This window comes from Gilliamella sp. LMG 34360, from assembly GCF_984568995.1.
The window spans coordinates 1519896-1538497 of sequence record NZ_OZ474900.1 but is presented as its reverse complement, the minus strand read 5'-3'; the positions used below and the strand labels follow the sequence as shown (position 1 = coordinate 1538497).

Below are 18602 nucleotides of genomic sequence, written 5' to 3'. Positions count from 1 at the left end.
CTGCTCATAAATCACATCTATACTAATAAAAATAAAAGCGGGACCACTCTTCCCGCTTTATAAAAAAACCACTCCATAAAACAGATAAATACTATCGTTATTCAAGCATTTTAGTGCATCACTTAATAACTCTAAATTAACTTATATTAAATTTGTAAAAAACGTATTAAACATTATGATTTTATAATAGAAAAATTGGCACACTTTGATATAAATTTCCAATGATTTATTTGTATTGTCTAATTTGCTAAAAAACTAAGATATCAAATCCTATTTCAGAAAACTTTATCAAAAAAATCTAATAAGTAGATTATTTGTTATTAGAACAATGCATCACGAGTAACATCCATCCATTCTATTACCGATTGAATTAACAGAAAAAATGAAAGAAGAGATTGAGAGAGCAGGACTTGAAATAGGTGCAGGAGAACAAATTATCATTGATAAGCCTGAAAATGTTTTAAGAATTGCAGGATTAATTAATGATGCATATGAATACACTAAAAATGATGAAAATTTTAAACGAAAATAATTAACTTCCTTGCATTCAAAGCCGCTTATAGCGGCTTTTCAATAATAATCATTTACAAAATTTAATTGCCTAATTCACTTATTTATTTGTTTTTATATATTAACATGTAAAAATAAGTCTAAATTTTTAAATTAACAAAAGGAATTCAATCATGATAACAGGCAATTGTTTATGTGGAGAAGTTGTTTACCAGTTAAGTAGTGATATTAAAACTATTGTGTTTTGTCATTGCTCAAGATGTCGTAAGCAAACTGGAACAGCATTTAATGCATCTGCAATAATAAAAAAAACAGATTTAACATTCATTAGAGGTGAATCAAATATAAAAATTTATGCCAGTAATGGCGTTAATCGCCATTTTTGTTCAAATTGTGGATCGCATATTTTTTCAGTTCGAGAAAATGATAGTAATACTTACCGTTTACGTATCGGACTTATTAATGAACCAATTATGACTGAAGATCGTATACACGTTTATACCGATTCAAAAGCAAACTGGGATAATATATGTGATGGATATACTCAATACCCTGACGCTATAAACTCGTCTGATTTTATCCCTAATAACAATTAGGTATGGTTCAATTTTAACTTAGCATTTTGGTGAAATTAAAAAGTTAATTGGTTAAATTGATGATATTTTGTCAATCCAGTCGAAAAACAGTTAAAAATCATTGACGGATCAAAATAGATTTATATAATACACTGCGTTTACTCAAAAAAACGCATCAAAGTCTCCTTAGCTCAGCTGGATAGAGCAACGGCCTTCTAAGCCGTAGGTCACAGGTTCGAATCCTGTAGGGGACGCCATTACTAGGTTCAAATACATTCTAAAAACCCTTAATTCCAAGCTTTCCACTTAAATTAACATGCATTTATATTTTATAAAATCCTATAAATTCAAAAGGTTGTGACTACATTTAGGACTACACTATAGAAAGATTTAAAGCACATTAATCATACTTTAATGTTTACAATACCACTTAATTAAAAATATCTGCTTTGATGTCGAGCCATCCCTACAGTCCTATGCACGCTATAGCCCAACGTCGAAAACTGCTGAGGTATTTATTAGTCGTAAACGGATTAAACATAATGGCGATCCTGTTTTGGCTTGGGCTATAGGTAATGTAGTAATGGAAACAGATGCAAATGCCAACATCAAGCCCAATAAAAAGAAAGCAGCCAACAAGATAGACCCTGCAGTTGCTTTCCTCATGTCATTCGGTACCTACTTACTTGAATATGGCGAGATAGATATCAACCTATCAGATGAACAAAAACAAGTATTAGACGAGTTTAAAGGGATTGAGTTGTAAGATAGATTGAAGTGAGAAAACAAACATTAAGATTACCATCATCACAACAAGTAAATAATAAACGAAATGAACTTTATGTCTTTTTAATAATAGGAAACTAGGTACAGCCCAAATATACCATGTAACAAATAACCATAAAGTAAAATAAATAATAAAAGAAATAATACCAATTATATTTCTATTATGCAGATCTTTAGCAAAAAAAATCCAAGTACAACTAATTAATATAGATGGCATCGCATTATTTAGAATCTTTTGTATTACCTTACAAGAACCTTCACTTTTAATAATAGCATCCTTCAAACTCTCACGTTGTTTTTTTACCATAATTATTTTCCTTTTTTAATCAACTTTAAGAATATCAGATATTAAATCAACTAGTTATTGATTCAATAATTCTACCAATATAATATTTAGCAATAACATAAATTATTTGGCATTAGCTATTTGAGCCTTTAGCATGGCTAGCCGACTTTGACCTTGTTGCATTTTCTTTTCTGGTGATAGTTGGTTTGGTACATCTTGCCAATCTAAATCATCTTGAGGTAATTCTAATAAAAATCGACTTGGTTCGACATATACTGTTTCACCAAACTGTTTACGTTGACGACTGAATGAGAAAGTAAGTTCATGCTGTGCTCTTGTGATACCTACATATGCAAGACGACGCTCTTCTTCAATATTATCTTCATCGATACTGGTCTGATGAGGTAATAGCCCTTCTGACATGCCTATCAGATAAACATAAGGAAATTCCAACCCTTTTGAAGCATGTAATGTCATAAGCTGAACTTGATCGAGATCTTCTTCGTTTTCATTACGCTCTAACATATCACGAAGAGTAAATCTTGCTACAGCTTGTTCTAAGGTCATACTTTCATCAATATCATCGCCTTGTAACATGTCATTTAACCAACTAATTAGCTGTTCAACGTTACGCATTCGCATCTGACCAGCTGTTGGTGATGCTGACGTTTCATAGATCCAACTTTCGTAATGAATACCATGTAATAGTTCATGAATAGCGTCCATTGGCTCAGTGTGTGATTTTTCAATTAATGAATCAAACCAATGAATGAAAGTATGCAACGTTTCCATACGTTTGCTTGAAAGTAGTTCCGTTAGGCCCATATCATGGCTTGCTTGATATAAACTCACGCCACGATGATTTGCCCACTCACCCAGTTTTTGAATGGTTACTGGACCAATTTCCCGCTTTGGAGTATTGATAATACGGATAAAGGCATTATCGTCATCAGGATTAGTCAATAAACGCAAATATGCCATAAGATCTTTAATTTCAATACGCGCAAAAAATGAAGTCCCCCCTGATATTCGATATGGGATGCGGTATTGCATGAGCATTTTCTCAATTAAGCGTGATTGATGATTACCTCGATATAATATGGCATATTGACCATATTGGCTGTTGTTAGCAAAACGATGGCCAATTAAGTCGTTTACCACCTTTTCAGCTTCAGAATCTTCGTTATCTGCGGATATTATTCTTAATGTTTCACCATAACCCAGTTCTGAAAAGAGTTTCTTTTCAAAAATGTGTGGATTATTTTCGATTAAAATATTAGCTACTTTTAATATACGACCAGATGATCGGTAATTTTGTTCAAGTTTGATGACTTCTAAATTAGGAAAATCTTGATTAAGTAATACTAAATTTTGTGGGCGGGCTCCACGCCAAGAGTAGATAGATTGATCGTCATCTCCAACTACCGTAAATTTAGCTCTATCGCCAACCAGTAATTTAATAAATTCATATTGGCTTGTGTTAGTATCTTGGTATTCATCTACCAACAAATAACGGATTCGATTTTGCCATTTTTCGCGGACTTCTTCATTATTTTTTAACAACAATGTTGGCAATAAAATAAGATCATCAAAATCTAAAATGCTACACGCTTTCAACTGTTTTTCGTATAGTTGGTAGCAATGCGCAAAAAGCTTTTCTTTATTGGTTTGCGCGCGCGCCATAGCTAAGGTTGAATCAACAATATCATTTTTCCAGTTTGATATCATAGCGCGAAGTTGATTAATTAGATCTTTATCCCCTTCCAGCCATTGCTGGGTTAATTCTTTCAATAATGCTGTTTGATCATGGTCATCAAATAATGAAAAATTGGATTTGATCCCCAAATGTTTATATTCTTTCCTAACAATATCAAGTCCCAAAGTATGGAACGTTGAAATTTTAAGTCCCCTAGCCTCTTGTTTAGTAATTGAATGAGCTATACGTTCTTTCATTTCACGTGCAGCTTTATTGGTAAAAGTAACTGCAACAATATGTCTTGGCAAATATTCTTTAACCCGAATTAAATAGGCAATTTTATTAATAATAACCCGAGTTTTGCCAGAGCCAGCCCCCGCTAAAACAAGGCATGGACCTGAGACATATTCGACGGCTTGTTGTTGACTTGAATTTAAACGCACAGAGTATAAACCATTAAGAAAATTGGCGGCTAGTATATAACGATATGCTAGCCACGTGCAATTGTAACAAATTTGAAATAAATTTTATTGAATAAAGGCTAAAGCTTGTTCTACAACCTCAATGCCTGCACCTTTTTTATGAGCATTTTCGCTAAGATATCGACGCCACTGCCTTGCTCCTTTACAACCGTTAAAAATTCCCAGTGTATGGCGCATGATATGGTTTAGCTGTGCACCTTGGGTTAATTGTTGTTCAATATAAGGATAGAGTGCGCGGATAGCTGCTTTAGGTTTGATGATTGGTGAATCTGATCCAAAAATCTGTGAATCAATATGGGTTAGCAATAATGGATTTTGATATGCTTCTCGACCAACCATTACACCATCTACATGACACAGATGTTGTTTGATTTCGTCTATTGTTTTTATGCCACCATTAATGGCAATAGTTAAATCTGGGTAATCTTGTTTAAGCTGATAAACACGCTCATAATTAAGTGGAGGTACTTCACGATTTTCTTTAGGACTCAAACCAGATAACCAAGCTTTGCGCGCATGAACAATGAAAGTATTAGTATAAGGCATCACTTTATCGATAAATCCACGTAAAAAATCATAACTATCGAAATCATCAATTCCAATTCGTGTTTTGACTGTGACAGGTATATCAACCTGATCTTGCATCTGCTCAATGCAATCTGCGACTAAATCAGCTTTCCCCATTAAACAAGCACCAAACATGCCATTTTGTACACGATCGGATGGACAGCCTACATTTAAATTAATTTCGTTATATCCACGTTGTTGAGCCAACTTTGCACATTGTGCAAGTGCTTTAGGATCACTACCTCCTAATTGTAAACTAATTGGCTGTTCTTCTTGGTTGAAAGCTAAATAATCACCTTTGCCAAATAGTATTGCACCAGTTGTTACCATTTCGGTATACAAAAGCGTTTTTTTGGTTAGAATTCGATGGAAATAACGACAATGTTTATCAGTTAGATCCAGCATTGGCGCAACAGAGAAATGATTTAAATCAATTTTTTTTTGCAAACTTACCTCGACATTATAAGAAAAAGTGTTATTCTATCCGTCTTTTTTTTAAAACAAAGATTCATAGTATAAGGGAATTAACATGGATATCAATGAAACAAACATTATTTCAATTAACTCTACGGAATTATTAAGAAAACAAATGCGATTTATTGCGATTATGCAACAAATTTTTGGAGTCATAGCTATTATAGGTGGTGCGATTAGTTGTTTAGGTATTATCACCGCAATTATCGGTGTTCCCGTTATTTTGGGGGGGATAAAACTGTTTAAATCAGGAAATTCATTTAGTCTGGCTGCGAATCTGCAAAAAGCGGATGACTTTGTTGAAGCCATAAGCAATTTACATGGTTATTGGAAATTTCAATTAATCACTTTCATTTGTTCAATTATATTTTTTATTCTATATTTAATACTTATAGTTGTATTTGTAGCTTCTTTCGCTCAAGGCTATCGTTAAGTTCAGCTTGTCTGCACTATAGTTTATCTTTCTATGTTTTACTGAACTCAATAAAAAAGAAAAACCTCGCAACATTACGAGGTTTTTTATTTTACTGAAAAGATGGACGAAATTGCGACTAAAATAAAGTGTTAGATGATTATTGATTAGTCTCATCATCCGATTGTACGTTAATAGGATCTGATATTTCTTGTTTATTCATTTCTTCTAAAGATTTTGAATTTTCCAATGCTGAAACTTTAATATCTGTCACTCTACCCATTTTATCAAAATAAATGGAATACGTTCTTTGACTAATGCTTTCATGTTGTGGTTGTTGACGAAAAACATAATACCAAACGTTATCACCAAAAATAGAAGTTAACATCGGTGCACCCATGATAAAGACAACTTGATCTTTTGTTTGACCAACTTTTAATAAATCAATTGCTTCTGGTGTCACATAATTACCTTGATTGATGTCAGGTCGATACACCCAACTATCAACGACTGAACAACCAGTTAATAAAATACTAGTTAAAATTACAAGCGAGGTAAATTTACGAAACGGCATCTACACTTAACCTATTTTGAGAATATAATGGCGCCTATTATCGCTGATATTTTAGCTGAGTGCTAGCCAAATTAATAAATTCTTTCCCAATTGTGTAATAAAACAGTAATAACGCATTGATAATGTAAATTACTGCTTGACATTTATTTGCTTATCTACAAACTAATTAACTTCTTTATAAATTCTATCCATTAACCATTAAAGGTAAAAAATGAAATTAGATACAATTGATCAAAAAGCAAGTTATGCTATAGGATTACAAATTGGGCAACAACTAAAAGACTCAGGTCTAAATAATTTAGATCTAAATGCATTAAAATTTGCAATGGAAGATGTATTATCAGGTAATCAACCTGCACTCCCTTTGCAAGAATTACATGATGCATTACGCCACGTACATGAACAAGCAACCAAAGAAAAGGCTAAACAGGCCGAAAAAATTGCGCAAGAAGGAAAAGATTTTCTTGCAGAAAATCTTAAAAAAGATGGCATTAAATCGACCGAATCTGGTTTACAGTATGAGATCATTACTGTTGGTGAAGGAGCACTACCAAAAGCAACTGATCGCGTACAAGTTCACTATACCGGTCAATTAATTGATGGTACTGTATTTGACAGTTCTGTTGAACGTGGTCAACCAGCTGAGTTTCCTGTTAATGGTGTGATACCTGGTTGGGTTGAAGCTTTACAACTTATGCCTGAAGGTTCTAAATGGCGTTTATATATTCCTCAAGAATTGGCTTATGGAGCACAAGGTGCTGGCGCATCAATCCCACCTTATAGTGCATTAATTTTTGATGTTGAATTATTGAAAGTTTTATAAGTAAAAATGGACGCGAAAGCGTCCATTTACATTTTAATTATGATTTGTTTTTGGTAAAAAATAAGAGCTAAATGCAGCGATAAACAATAAAATACTTGCTATACCAAAAGCAACAAGATGGGTATGTAGGTTATCATAAGCCCAACCGCCTAACCATGAACCAATCATAGCTCCGATTTGATGACCTAAATAAGTTAATCCAGAAAGTAATCCTACAATTTTTACACCATAAATATCTGCGGTAATCGCCCCTGAAGTGGACAAAGCACCAGCCCAAACTAATCCTCCTAACACTGCAATAGTAAATAGTTGCCATTCATTTGATGCTAAAACCAAAGCAATAAAACCGATGCCTCTAACTAAATAAACCATCACTAAAATATTTTTTCTTTGGACAATATCAGAAAGATACCCAAGTGCTAATGTACTAAAAATGGCGACAAAACCAATCATTCCAATTGCATTAGAACTCACCATTTCATTAAATCCATGGTCAATGAGCATTGGAACACCATGTGTTCCTAATAAATTCATACTAAAACCACAAGTAAAAAGACCAAAACTAAGTTGCCAAAATGGTATAGTTTTTAATACTTCGCTAAGTTTTATACTTGATTGAGGTTCTCGTGCAGTATCTTGATTAAACTCAATGATATCTTTGTGATGATCTTTCATTATCATAAGTGCAACTGGCACGGCTATAATCATAAAAAGAATAGAAAAACCAACTAAAGTAGTTTGCCAACCATATATAGGAATGAAAAAAGCAAACACTGGTAGCATTACCGCTATTCCAGCCATACTTCCTGATGATAAGATAAATAAGGCTAATCCTCTATGTTTGTAAAACCACTTTGTCACAATAGGTGTAAAACTGACTGAGCCAACAAACGATGTACCAAATGACAATGCAATGCCAAATGAAAAAAGAAAATTCCAATAATCACGAGACATCGCCGACCAAATCGTTGAAAGTATAATTATCAGGGTACCAAGCAATAGCACAAAGCGAGTACCATATTTACCAACCAAATAACCAGCTATTGGCATAGCAATACCAGAAAATAGCATACCAATAGCGATAACACTAGAAAGAACACTGCGGCTAAAACCAAGATCGTTAGCTATAGGAAGGAAAAATACGCCCATGCTCATTCTAAGTCCGCTCGAAAGCAATGTTAAAATTGATGCAGCAACGACAATATTCCAACCAAAATACCATGAAAAACGCATACCCATTCCCAAAGATTTTTTATAGATAATTTACCAACTGTAATCTCATTTTAGTTTAACAATATGTATAAGTCATTTAATTTCCGTTATAATGCCACCAATTAACGACAATAGACAAAAGTGTAAGGAAAGTTATATGTCTACAAACATTATTCGTATCGCTATCGCTGGTGCCGGTGGCAAAATGGGACGACAACTTATTCAGTCTGTTGCGCAAATCGATGGCGTAACATTAGGAGCAGCATTTGAACGTGAAGGTTCCTCTCTTATTGGCTCTGATGCAGGCGAACTTGCTGGTATTGGTGTTTGTGGCATTAAAGTATCGGACAAACTCGACCAAGCTAAAGATAAATTTGACATACTCATTGATTTTACTCGACCCGAAGGCACATTGAATCACTTAGCTTTTTGTGTCGAAAATAAAAAAATGATGATAATTGGCACCACTGGTTTTGATGATGCAGGCAAACAAGCAATTGCTGATGCTGCAAAAAAAATCAGCATTGTTTTTGCGGCTAATTTTAGCGTTGGTGTAAACTTAGTGCTTAAGTTGCTTGAAAAAGCGACTAAAATTATGGGCGATTATAGTGATATCGAAATCATCGAAGCACATCATCGACACAAAGTCGATGCCCCATCAGGCACCGCTTTAGCTATGGGTGAAGCAATCGCTGATGCACTGAATTGTGATTTGAAAGATCGGGCGGTTTATTGTCGTGAAGGACATACTGGTGAACGTCCTAAAGGAGCTATCGGCTTTGCTACCGTTCGCGCTGGAGATATTGTTGGCGAACACACGGCCATCTTTGCAGATATTGGTGAACGAGTTGAAATTAGTCATAAAGCTTCTAGCAGGATGACCTTTGCTAATGGTGCAGTGCGTGCTGCATTGTGGCTTGCAAAACAACCTATTGGTTTGTATGACATGCGCGATGTCCTTAATTTAAATAGCTTATAAATTCCTAAGATGTTAGATGAAGTTTGGATGCAGCATGCACTCATGTTAGCTAAAAAAGCTGAAGAAATTGGGGAAATTCCTGTTGGCGCGGTTATTGTTGACGAAAATAATAACATTATTGGTGAAGGTTTTAATCAATCAATTTTGACACATAACCCCACTGCTCATGCTGAAATGATAGCATTAGCAAACGCAGGTGAATATTTAAAAAATTATCGATTAATTAATACTACCCTTTATGTCACATTGGAGCCTTGCATCATGTGTGCTGGCGCCATTATTCACAGTCGTGTTAAACGTGTTGTCTATGGTGCAAGTGATTATAAAACAGGAGCTGCAGGTTCGTTAATTGATATTCTTGCACATCAGGGAATCAATCACTATGCAGAAGTAACTGGAGGCGTGTTAGCAAATGAATGTGGTAATATTTTAAGTGAATTTTTCAAAAAAAGGCGCTTACAAAAAAAAGCACTTAAAAAGTGCTGCCAAGAAGTTTGAGGTTAACTATACGTTTAAGTAAAAAAGCAAGTATTTTTTTATAGTTTAATAAAAAATTGCCTGCTTATTTTTTTTAGTCAGGAAAATTGCTAAAATCTAGTTCGATTTATTTAAAAAGTTATTTTGAGCACAATTAATGAAAAAACACACATTAGAAATGATGATATCCGAAGAAGATATCAAAAAACGCGTAATTGATTTAGGTCTACAAATTAGTCAAGATTATAAAGATAGTCAAAACGAACTAGTTTTAGTTGGACTTTTACGAGGTTCATTTATATTTATGGCTGATTTAAGTCGAGCAATCACTGTTGGTCATGAAGTCGATTTTATGACGGCATCAAGTTATGGCAATGCGGTTGTTAGTAATCGTGATGTCAAAATTCTAAAGGATTTGGATGAAGATATCCGCGATAAAGATGTATTAATTGTTGAAGATATTATTGATACAGGTAATACACTAAGTAAAGTGATGGCAATCTTAAAATTACGTCACCCACGTAGCATTGAAATTTGTACTTTACTTGACAAACCGTCACGTCGAGAAGTAAACGTACCAGTAAAATATATCGGCTTTTCTATTCCAGATGAGTTTGTGGTTGGTTATGGTATTGACTATGCTCAGCACTATCGTCATTTACCTTATATTGGTCATGTAACATTACTTGACTCTTAATTAAGGATTAGTTTTAAAATTTAAAAAACAAGCAAGGACGAATAAATGATCGAGTTAACAGATATTACAAAGACGGTAAATTTACAATTTGATATCATCGGTTATGAGTTCCCTGACAGCAAAGATGATTGGTGTTTGCTAAAAGTCATCGTCCAACAAAGTGGTAATCGGTTTGAAAAAACCGATCCTGCTTTAGAAATCGCTGATCTACACACACTATACAATTGGTTTAATGATCTATCAAAAAGCAAATTACCAAGTGATGCTAAGTTATGGTTTACTGAGCCTTGCTTTTCACTTGCATTTATTTCTTATAAAAATCAAATAGTAACAATTTCAATTACACTTAGTTGTGAACTTGAACCAGATTTTTGTCTTGATGCTCACTATGAGTTACAAGATAATTGGACAATCGTTTTTGAATTATCTAAAGATAACTTAGCAACGATACTAAAACATCTAAAACAATGGATTGTAAAATTCCCTTATCGAACATAATATTCCATGAGAATTAACTTTATTTTACAAAGCGTATCATAGACGATGAAACAACAAATATGTTAAATTTACAGACAATAACAAACCCATAATAGCTTCCAAAACAATTTCTAAAAAATCATCGAGGTGTTTGTGTCACGATTTTCCCGTTCATTATGTTTAGTTTTAATGATAACTACAGCATATTGTCATGCTGATATGAAGTTATCAATTAAAGGTTTATCTGGGGAACTTGCTGATAATGTGGATGCCCGCGTTTCATTAATTGAACCAAATAAAATCAATAATTCACCTAATTTTAAGCGTTATTTTGAAAGCGAAGCACAAAAAGCCCTTCGAGCGTTAGGATATTACTCCCCTAGTTTTGAATATTTTGAACAAGATCCTAAAGTATTAACTGTTAAAATTTCACCTGGCATACCAATACTAATTGAACAACTTAACATAAATATTACGGGTGAAGGTAAACAAGATAAAGATTTTAATGAGTTACTTGAACATGACTTGCCTAAAAAAGGTGATATTTTGAATCATGGTAGTTACGAATCATTTAAAAAATCATTACTTAATCTATCGTTAGAAAAAGGATATTTCGATGCTAATCTGTCTAAGCATCAGTTAGCTGTATCAAATTATGAACACCAAGCTTATTGGAATATTGATTTGAATACGGGTCAACGTTACAAATTTGGTAAAGTTAGTTTTCCAAATGTGAAAATCCGTAAAGACTATTTAGCTAATCTAGTACCATTTAAAGAAGGTGAAAAATATACGGCTGAACAGCTATCTGTATTAAATAGACGTCTTAATTCAACCAATTGGTTTAATTCTGTTCTTGTTACACCAGACTTTCCTCATCTAAGTGAGGATAAAACTCTCCCTATTGAAGTGACAACTTCGCCGCGTAAAAAAAATAGTATGGACTTAGGGTTAGGATACTCTACGGATAATGGCGTACATGGTAGAATTGGCTGGAGTAAACCTTGGATTAATAGTCGAGGACAAAGTTTTCAAAGTAATTTATCTCTATCATCACCTGAACAAATGATAACCATGAGTTATAAAATACCCCTTAAACAATCACCTTTAGAGCAGTATTACACTATCCAAGGTGGTTATAAAAAAATTGACAATAATGATACTTATTCGCGTTCCTATACTTTTGGAGTGTTGCGCAATTGGGATCGCTTTGAAGGATGGCAAACAGCATTAGGTCTAAGTATGCTAAGGGATGATTTTACCCAAGGGGATTCAAGTTATAAAACATTCTTATACTATCCCTCGCTTAGTCTTTCACGCATCCGTAGTGACGATAATATATTACCTATGTGGGGTGATTCCCAACGTTATTCAGTTGAAGCCGCAGCAGAAACATTAGGTTCTGATATCAATTTAGTTCGTTTCCAAGCACAACAAACTTGGATCCGTTCATTAAAAGAATCTCATCGATTTATTGTTAGAGGGAATTTTGGGATAATTCAAGCGAGTAATTTTAACAGAGTACCGCCTTCTTTTCGATTTTTTGCTGGTGGTGATCGAAGTATTCGTGGTTACAGCTACCAATCTATTTCGCCAGAGGATAAAAAAGGGAAACTTAAAGGTGCATCTAAACTCATCACTGGTTCGGCAGAATATCAATATAATTTATCTGGTCCATGGTGGGGAGCAGTATTTATTGATAGTGGTGAAGCAATAGATAAAGTTGATAAAGCTAAATTTTATACCGGTAGCGGATTTGGTATTAGATGGTCATCACCTGTTGGCCCTATAAAATTGGATCTGGCAACCCCATTAAACAGAAAAGATAAAGGCTCTGTTCACCTATATATTGGTTTAGGAAGCGAATTATAATATGTCTGAAAATGCTAATCATGATGCTGTTGCTGAAAACTCAAAATCCAAAGGAAAATGGAAAAAACGCAGTATTATCATACTGTCTATTTTCATCTTTCTAATTACATTTATCATTATGGTGATTTACACAAGTTTAGGTGTAAAACTTACCATGTTTGCATTAAATAAATATCTGCCAGAACTGAAAATTCAACAAGTTGAAGGATCGTTTCATAATTTACATATACAAGGACTTTCATTAGATTTAACTGGAGTCCATGTAAGCGTTCAAGATGCTTCTCTTGAATTATCAGGTTCATGTTTAATACAGACCAAGATCTGCCTGAAAAACTTTGATGCAGATGGAGTAAACGTTCAGATTGATACCAAACAATTCGAACCTTCAGAAAAAGATACAACAGATACAACAGTAGACGAAGAACGATTTATTATCAAAACACCATTACCGATTGAATTAAATGCTACACAGCTTAACAAGGTCAAAGTGAACGTTGATGATATGCAATTCGGTATGTCAAGTTTTACTGGTAAAGCGATATGGGTTAATGAAAAAATTTACGTATATCCTGCGGTTGCTATGGATTTGAGTGCAATTTTTCCTGATAACACATCACCTCAAAGAAAAAAAACAGAAAATAATTTACCTATTAATGAACAGATTAATCAATTATTTAATGAACCACTGATTAATTCTTTACCTCAAGTAAGTATTCCATTAGATATCAATGTGAGTAATCTAAGCGGAGATAATTGGTTATTACATATCGGAGGGGAAGACTTTCGATTTAATCAAGTGAACATTGAAACAGATATGGTAAACAATCATATTATGGTAAAACAAGTTGATACCAATGTACAGACTCCTTATATAAATGGACATGCATCGGTTAATGGTGAGATCACACTTGGTGATGATTGGCCACTCGTTACGTTTATTAAAGTGGACACAAAAGAAAATCATTTGGATGGACAATTTTCTGGAAAATTATTAGGTAAATTAGAGACTCATACCTCACTTAAAGGATTAAATCAACTTAATATCGATGGTCATATTAATTTTATCGAGAAATATTTACCTGTTATGGCCAAATTGAATGGTAAACATATTCAATGGCCTCTTGAGGGAGTGGCTCAATATCAACTTGATGATTTTGATCTCTCTATTGATGGCAATGTAGAACAATATAATTTATCAACCAAAGGGTCTGTAGCAGGTGAAAATTTACCAGCAACAATATTTGACATTGCTGGCAACGGTACCAACCAAGGAGCTATCTTTAAGCGTGGAATCATCAAGTTAACCCAAGGTGAGATTGCTGCATCAGGAAATGTGAATTGGCAAAATTCTCTGCAATGGAATACCAATGTGAAACTTAATCAAGTTGATCTAACAAAAGAGATACCTGATTACCCTGTAAAATTAAATGGTCAATTTAATACAACGGGTAAATTAGCAGGTGAAACTTGGCAATTCAATGTTACCGATTTAGATTTAATAGGTAAAATTAAACATGCTGATTTTTCGGCTAACGGTAATTTACAAGTTGATTCTAAACGTAATTTATCCGCTAATGATCTAGCAATAATCTGGGATAAAAACCGAATAAATGTAGATGGCTCAACGGAAAAAGGAAATTTGAATGCAAAACTTAATCTAGCATCTTTAGCATTATTGGTCGATGAAATGCAAGGATCTATTTTTGGTAACATCAAAATGGTAGGAACGAAATCAAATCCTATCATTGATACAAATTTAACCGTAGACGCTTTAAAAATACCAAATATCTCAATATCTAAAGCAAATTTATCCGGTAAAGTGCACTATCAAGACCAATTAAACTTACAACTTAGACTCATTGGACAGAATATTGAGATTTCCAACCAAGTAATTAAAAAAGCAGACATTGATCTTGTTGGTAATGAAAGTAAGCATACTTTAAGTATTGATCTTGATGGTAATCCTGCATCATTAAAAACATCATTAACGGGGAAAATTGATAAAGACCATACTAAATGGAGCGGCAATATATCTAATGCACTATTAAATTTAGGTAATAATAACCATTGGTCATTAACTCAACCTTTAACTTTAACTTATGATTTAAATCAACAAATCCCCACTATTGGAGCCCATTGTTGGCACAATAGCTTTTCAAGCATCTGCTTAGATAAGCCATTATCACCTATACCTAATACTCAATCAACAATAACCCTGAAAGATATTGATTTAGCCAGACTACCTATACCAAATGATGGCGAGACAAAACTTGCAGGTAGCATAAACAGTAAAGTAGAAATTAAATTTGGCAATAACAGCAAAACGCCTGCTATTAAAGCCAATATAACCAGTAATAAAGTTTTTGTTCAGCAAATGATAGTAAATCAAGCCTTACCTATTCCATTTGATTTATTTAATATTAATGTAGAATTTAATGAACAACAGGCTAAATTAGATTGGCATTTTAGTCTAAAAGAATTAGGAAAAATTAATGGAGATCTACTTATTACTGATCCAAACAATCAGAAAAAATTAAGTGGTCAATTAATAATTGATAATTTGGCTTTGGCAATCCTTAACCCACTGTTAGATAAAAATGAATACACTAAAGGTGCCATTAATGGAGCGGTTAAATTTTCTGGTTCATTAATGGATCCTTATCTAACGGGCAATATCAATCTTAAACAAAGTGAAATAAAATCTAATCAATTACCTATCGACATTAAATCAGCAACGCTTGATATAAAATTGAATGGTAAATCTTCAACCTTACAGGGAATTCTGACAACTCAATCAGGTAATGTTGATATTAACGGTAATGCAAGCTGGCAAAATTTAGATAAATGGCAGGCTAATTTAACAGTCAATGGTGCAGCAATGCAGGTATCGGTTCCACCAATGATTGTAATGAGTATTGTTCCTGATATCAAAATTAACGCAACTCAAGATGAATTAACTCTATTAGGAAAAATTAACATACCTAAAGGTAAGATTACCGTTGATTCACTGCCAGCCTCAAGTATCGATGTTTCACCAGATGAAGTGATGCTTGATAGAAATGGAAATCAAATAGAACCACAGAAGTTTGGTATGAAAATCAATAGTCATCTTGAAATTAATATTGGGAATGATGTTTCTGTTGATGCATTTGGTTTAAACGCTAAACTAAAGGGACATTTAGTTGCCACACAGACTAATAAAGGTTTAGATCTACATGGTGAAGTATTAATTCCTAGCGGACGGTTTCATGCGTATGGTCAAGACTTAATTATTCGCAAAGGGGTTATTACGTTTTCAGGACCAAGTGATCGCGCTATACTTGATGTTGAAGCAATACGTAATCCAGACTCAATAGATAAAAGTAATATTACAGCAGGAATTCGGGTAACGGGCTCATCAGAAGATCCAAAAATTGACATCTTCTCCGACCCTGCAATGTCGCAACAAGAAGCATTATCTTACCTAATCCGTGGACAAGGTCTTGATAACTCTGATCAAAGTGAAAACGACATGATGACAGCATTATTAGTCGGAATTGGTACATCTAGAACAGGGAAATACATTGGTGATATCGGTAATATGTTTGGGATTAAAAATCTTACTTTAGATACTCAAGGCGCAGGTGATAGTTCAAAAGTGGTCGTGAGTGGCTATATTTTACCGCATCTACAACTTAAATATGGAGTCGGTATTTTTGATTCTTTGGCAACTTTTACATTACGCTATAGACTTATGCCAAGTCTCTATTTAGAAGCGACTTCTGGTTTAGCTCAAGCACTAGATGTAATTTATCAAATTGAGTTTTAAATTTACTAATCAAAGTTAATGTAAATGATAAAATTTATGGATATAGGTTATAGGTGGGTTTGAAAATAATGCATCTAAGTGTTAAAAAATAAGACAAAGGTTAGATTGATTAGTTTTTTATCTTAATTAAAATAGCGTTGAAAAGCTAATTTTAACATTCATAATTAGTTAAACCCCATTTTAGAATGGGATTTAACTTTATAATTATTCATAAATTTTTTCTTAAAACAAATATATTCCATTCTCCTATTACGAAGAGCATCTCTAGCTTGACTACAAGGATCCGATTCAAGAATCGTACTTTCTAATTGAGATTTTTCACTTCATTTTATGTTTTGTGGAAGAAACAATATTATTCAGTCTTATTGCCGATTAACATTTCACGCTTTATACCAAAGCCTTTATGTTTAAATACATTAAACCCAGCATTAAGTAGGTTACGACGTACAAATCCTGCAGATGTAAAAGTCGCAAAAGTGCCCTTATTTGCCGTTAATGTATAACATTTTTTAAATAATGATTCTGACCACATATCAGGGTTTTTAGCTGGCGAAAATCCGTCAAAAAACCAAGCATTAATCAATATATTTTGTTTTCTTAGAAAATCGGGGAAATAACTAACATCATCATAAAAAATGGACAACGAGACATTATCAAAATGGTAAATGCTTTGAATTTCACTGAAATTGGTCTGCAGTTGCGATGCTAAGTTTTGTAAATTTTTATCTTTGGTTAATACATTATGATGAATTTGCTTTAATTCATCTGATGATAATGGAAATTTTTCAACACTAAAGAATTTAATTTTTTTAAGAACATGATTTGGATGTTGATCTCTAAAATGTAAAAATGTTTGCCATAAAATTAAAAAACTGAGACCTGAACCAAAACCGGTTTCGCCAACTATAAATGTCTCTTGCTCATGCTGTAAAAAACGTTGATATAAATCATTACCTTCAATAAACACGTAACGGGTTTCGTCAATTGCTCCTTCCGTATTAAAATACACATCATTAAAATAAGTTGAAATTGGGGTTTGATTTTCGTCCCAAATAATCGTTGATTTAAGCATAAACATCCTATAGACGCGTGATTTTTACAAACTGTATATTAACGTTGATTACGTATATAATACGCCAAGTTAACTTATGAGGTAAATTATGGTTTTTATTTTTCGCTTAATTTTTGTCGTCATCACAGGAATTATTCTTTGTGTTTTTGGCGTGATTTTTTGTTTATTTAATCCAAGAAACCCCAAAAATGTAGCAAGATTCGCCCATTTATTTAGTTTGTTGTTCCAACCGGTATTTGGCGTTAAAGTCACTACACGCCCCTATTCTAAAATTAGTAATATGGGAAGCTGTGTTTATATTGCTAATCACCAGAATAATTTCGATTTGGTGGTTGCTGCTGATATTGTACAACCGAAAACTGTCACCGTTGGTAAAAAAAGTTTGGCTTGGATCCCATTTTTTGGGCAACTTTATTACCTTACAGGTAATATACTCATTGACCGCAACAATAAATCAAAAGCACGCGATACCATTGAACAAGTGGTTAGAGAAATTCAAAATCGTGGTATTTCTATTTGGATGTTTCCTGAAGGTACACGTAGCCGCGGTCGAGGACTGTTACCTTTTAAAATGGGTGCATTTAAAGCAGCAATAGCAGCCGGTGTACCCATTGTACCAATTTGTGTATCAGAGACGACTAAAATTAAGTTAAATCGTATCAATAATGGGCATATGATTGTTGAAATGCTCGATCCAATTGAAACTAAAAACCTTCGCAAAGAAGATGCCAAAGCATTAATGGAACAGTGCTATGCACAAATGTCTAACAAAATAGCGGAAATCAATGCTGAAGTACAACAACTTAACAATCAAAAGTAATTT

Annotated in this window: 16 protein-coding genes, 1 tRNA gene and 1 pseudogene; 13 read left to right on the top strand and 5 right to left on the bottom strand. The window is 33.6% G+C overall.

What is annotated here, in order from left to right:
- The first annotated feature begins 382 nt into the window (after positions 1-382).
- The 4 genes and pseudogenes from AC5LW9_RS06860 to AC5LW9_RS06845 form a co-directional block, all read left to right on the top strand.
- The gene (locus tag AC5LW9_RS06860) at positions 383-532 is read left to right on the top strand and encodes a hypothetical protein (RefSeq protein WP_172398416.1); all 150 of its coding nucleotides are present in this window, start codon (positions 383-385) and stop codon (positions 530-532) included.
- 151 nt (positions 533-683) lie between these two features.
- A complete protein-coding gene (locus tag AC5LW9_RS06855) occupies positions 684-1106 on the top strand; it encodes a GFA family protein (RefSeq protein ID WP_493455482.1) in 423 nt (140 codons plus the stop codon).
- A 159-nt stretch (positions 1107-1265) separates the two neighbouring features.
- Positions 1266-1342 (top strand) — tRNA-Arg (locus AC5LW9_RS06850).
- Positions 1343-1536: 194 nt separating this feature from the next.
- Positions 1537-1851: pseudogene (locus tag AC5LW9_RS06845) on the top strand (terminase TerL endonuclease subunit); the annotation flags it as partial.
- Between the two features lie 429 nt (positions 1852-2280).
- Here AC5LW9_RS06845 and rep read toward each other — a convergent pair.
- Positions 2281-4296, bottom strand: coding sequence for a DNA helicase Rep (gene rep, locus AC5LW9_RS06840; protein WP_198236267.1), 2016 nt, complete (start codon positions 4294-4296; stop codon positions 2281-2283).
- Positions 4297-4380: 84 nt separating this feature from the next.
- The gene (dusA, locus tag AC5LW9_RS06835) at positions 4381-5307 is read right to left on the bottom strand and encodes a tRNA dihydrouridine(20/20a) synthase DusA (RefSeq protein ID WP_493456600.1); all 927 of its coding nucleotides are present in this window, start codon (positions 5305-5307) and stop codon (positions 4381-4383) included.
- Between the two features lie 124 nt (positions 5308-5431).
- Here dusA and AC5LW9_RS06830 point away from each other — a divergent pair, with 124 nt between their 5' ends.
- The gene (locus tag AC5LW9_RS06830; RefSeq protein ID WP_198236266.1) at positions 5432-5809 is read left to right on the top strand and encodes a DUF5362 family protein; all 378 of its coding nucleotides are present in this window, start codon (positions 5432-5434) and stop codon (positions 5807-5809) included.
- A 139-nt stretch (positions 5810-5948) separates the two neighbouring features.
- Here AC5LW9_RS06830 and bamE read toward each other — a convergent pair whose 3' ends face one another.
- On the bottom strand, positions 5949-6362 hold the full coding sequence (gene bamE / locus AC5LW9_RS06825) for an outer membrane protein assembly factor BamE (RefSeq protein WP_198236265.1): 414 nt from the start codon (positions 6360-6362) through the stop codon (positions 5949-5951).
- A 211-nt stretch (positions 6363-6573) separates the two neighbouring features.
- On the opposite strand from bamE, the gene bamJ reads away from it, so the two are divergent.
- Positions 6574-7185: a BamJ family beta-barrel-assembly machinery protein gene (gene bamJ / locus AC5LW9_RS06820; protein ID WP_144091938.1), complete on the top strand. Its 612-nt coding sequence runs from the start codon at positions 6574-6576 to the stop codon at positions 7183-7185.
- A gap of 33 nt (positions 7186-7218) precedes the next feature.
- Here bamJ and AC5LW9_RS06815 read toward each other — a convergent pair whose 3' ends face one another.
- Positions 7219-8418 carry an MFS transporter gene (locus AC5LW9_RS06815; protein WP_493456580.1) on the bottom strand — a complete coding sequence of 400 codons (1200 nt, stop codon included), beginning with the start codon at positions 8416-8418 and terminating at the stop codon, positions 7219-7221.
- Positions 8419-8554: 136 nt separating this feature from the next.
- Between AC5LW9_RS06815 and dapB the strand changes: the two genes are divergently transcribed.
- The 6 genes from dapB to tamB all read left to right on the top strand — a co-directional run bounded on the left by dapB (position 8555) and on the right by tamB (position 16707).
- A complete protein-coding gene (dapB, locus tag AC5LW9_RS06810; RefSeq protein ID WP_493456579.1) occupies positions 8555-9376 on the top strand; it encodes a 4-hydroxy-tetrahydrodipicolinate reductase in 822 nt (273 codons plus the stop codon).
- Between the two features lie 27 nt (positions 9377-9403).
- Entirely contained in the window at positions 9404-9874 is a 471-nt protein-coding gene (gene tadA, locus AC5LW9_RS06805; RefSeq protein ID WP_216355821.1) for a tRNA adenosine(34) deaminase TadA, read from the top strand.
- A gap of 136 nt (positions 9875-10010) precedes the next feature.
- On the top strand, positions 10011-10550 hold the full coding sequence (gene hpt / locus AC5LW9_RS06800; protein ID WP_065737232.1) for a hypoxanthine phosphoribosyltransferase: 540 nt from the start codon (positions 10011-10013) through the stop codon (positions 10548-10550).
- A gap of 45 nt (positions 10551-10595) precedes the next feature.
- A complete protein-coding gene (locus AC5LW9_RS06795; RefSeq protein WP_198227788.1) occupies positions 10596-11048 on the top strand; it encodes a WapI family immunity protein in 453 nt (150 codons plus the stop codon).
- Between the two features lie 168 nt (positions 11049-11216).
- Entirely contained in the window at positions 11217-12899 is a 1683-nt protein-coding gene (gene tamA, locus AC5LW9_RS06790; RefSeq protein WP_493456599.1) for an autotransporter assembly complex protein TamA, read from the top strand.
- A gap of 1 nt (position 12900) precedes the next feature.
- A complete protein-coding gene (tamB, locus tag AC5LW9_RS06785) occupies positions 12901-16707 on the top strand; it encodes an autotransporter assembly complex protein TamB (protein WP_493456578.1) in 3807 nt (1268 codons plus the stop codon).
- Between the two features lie 352 nt (positions 16708-17059).
- On the opposite strand, the gene mnmC2 is transcribed toward tamB, so the two are convergent.
- The gene (gene mnmC2 / locus AC5LW9_RS06780; protein WP_493456577.1) at positions 17060-17779 is read right to left on the bottom strand and encodes a tRNA (5-methylaminomethyl-2-thiouridine)(34)-methyltransferase MnmC2; all 720 of its coding nucleotides are present in this window, start codon (positions 17777-17779) and stop codon (positions 17060-17062) included.
- Positions 17780-17867: 88 nt separating this feature from the next.
- Here mnmC2 and AC5LW9_RS06775 point away from each other — a divergent pair, with 88 nt between their 5' ends.
- Entirely contained in the window at positions 17868-18599 is a 732-nt protein-coding gene (locus AC5LW9_RS06775; protein ID WP_198227792.1) for a 1-acylglycerol-3-phosphate O-acyltransferase, read from the top strand.
- The last annotated feature ends 3 nt before the right edge of the window (positions 18600-18602 follow it).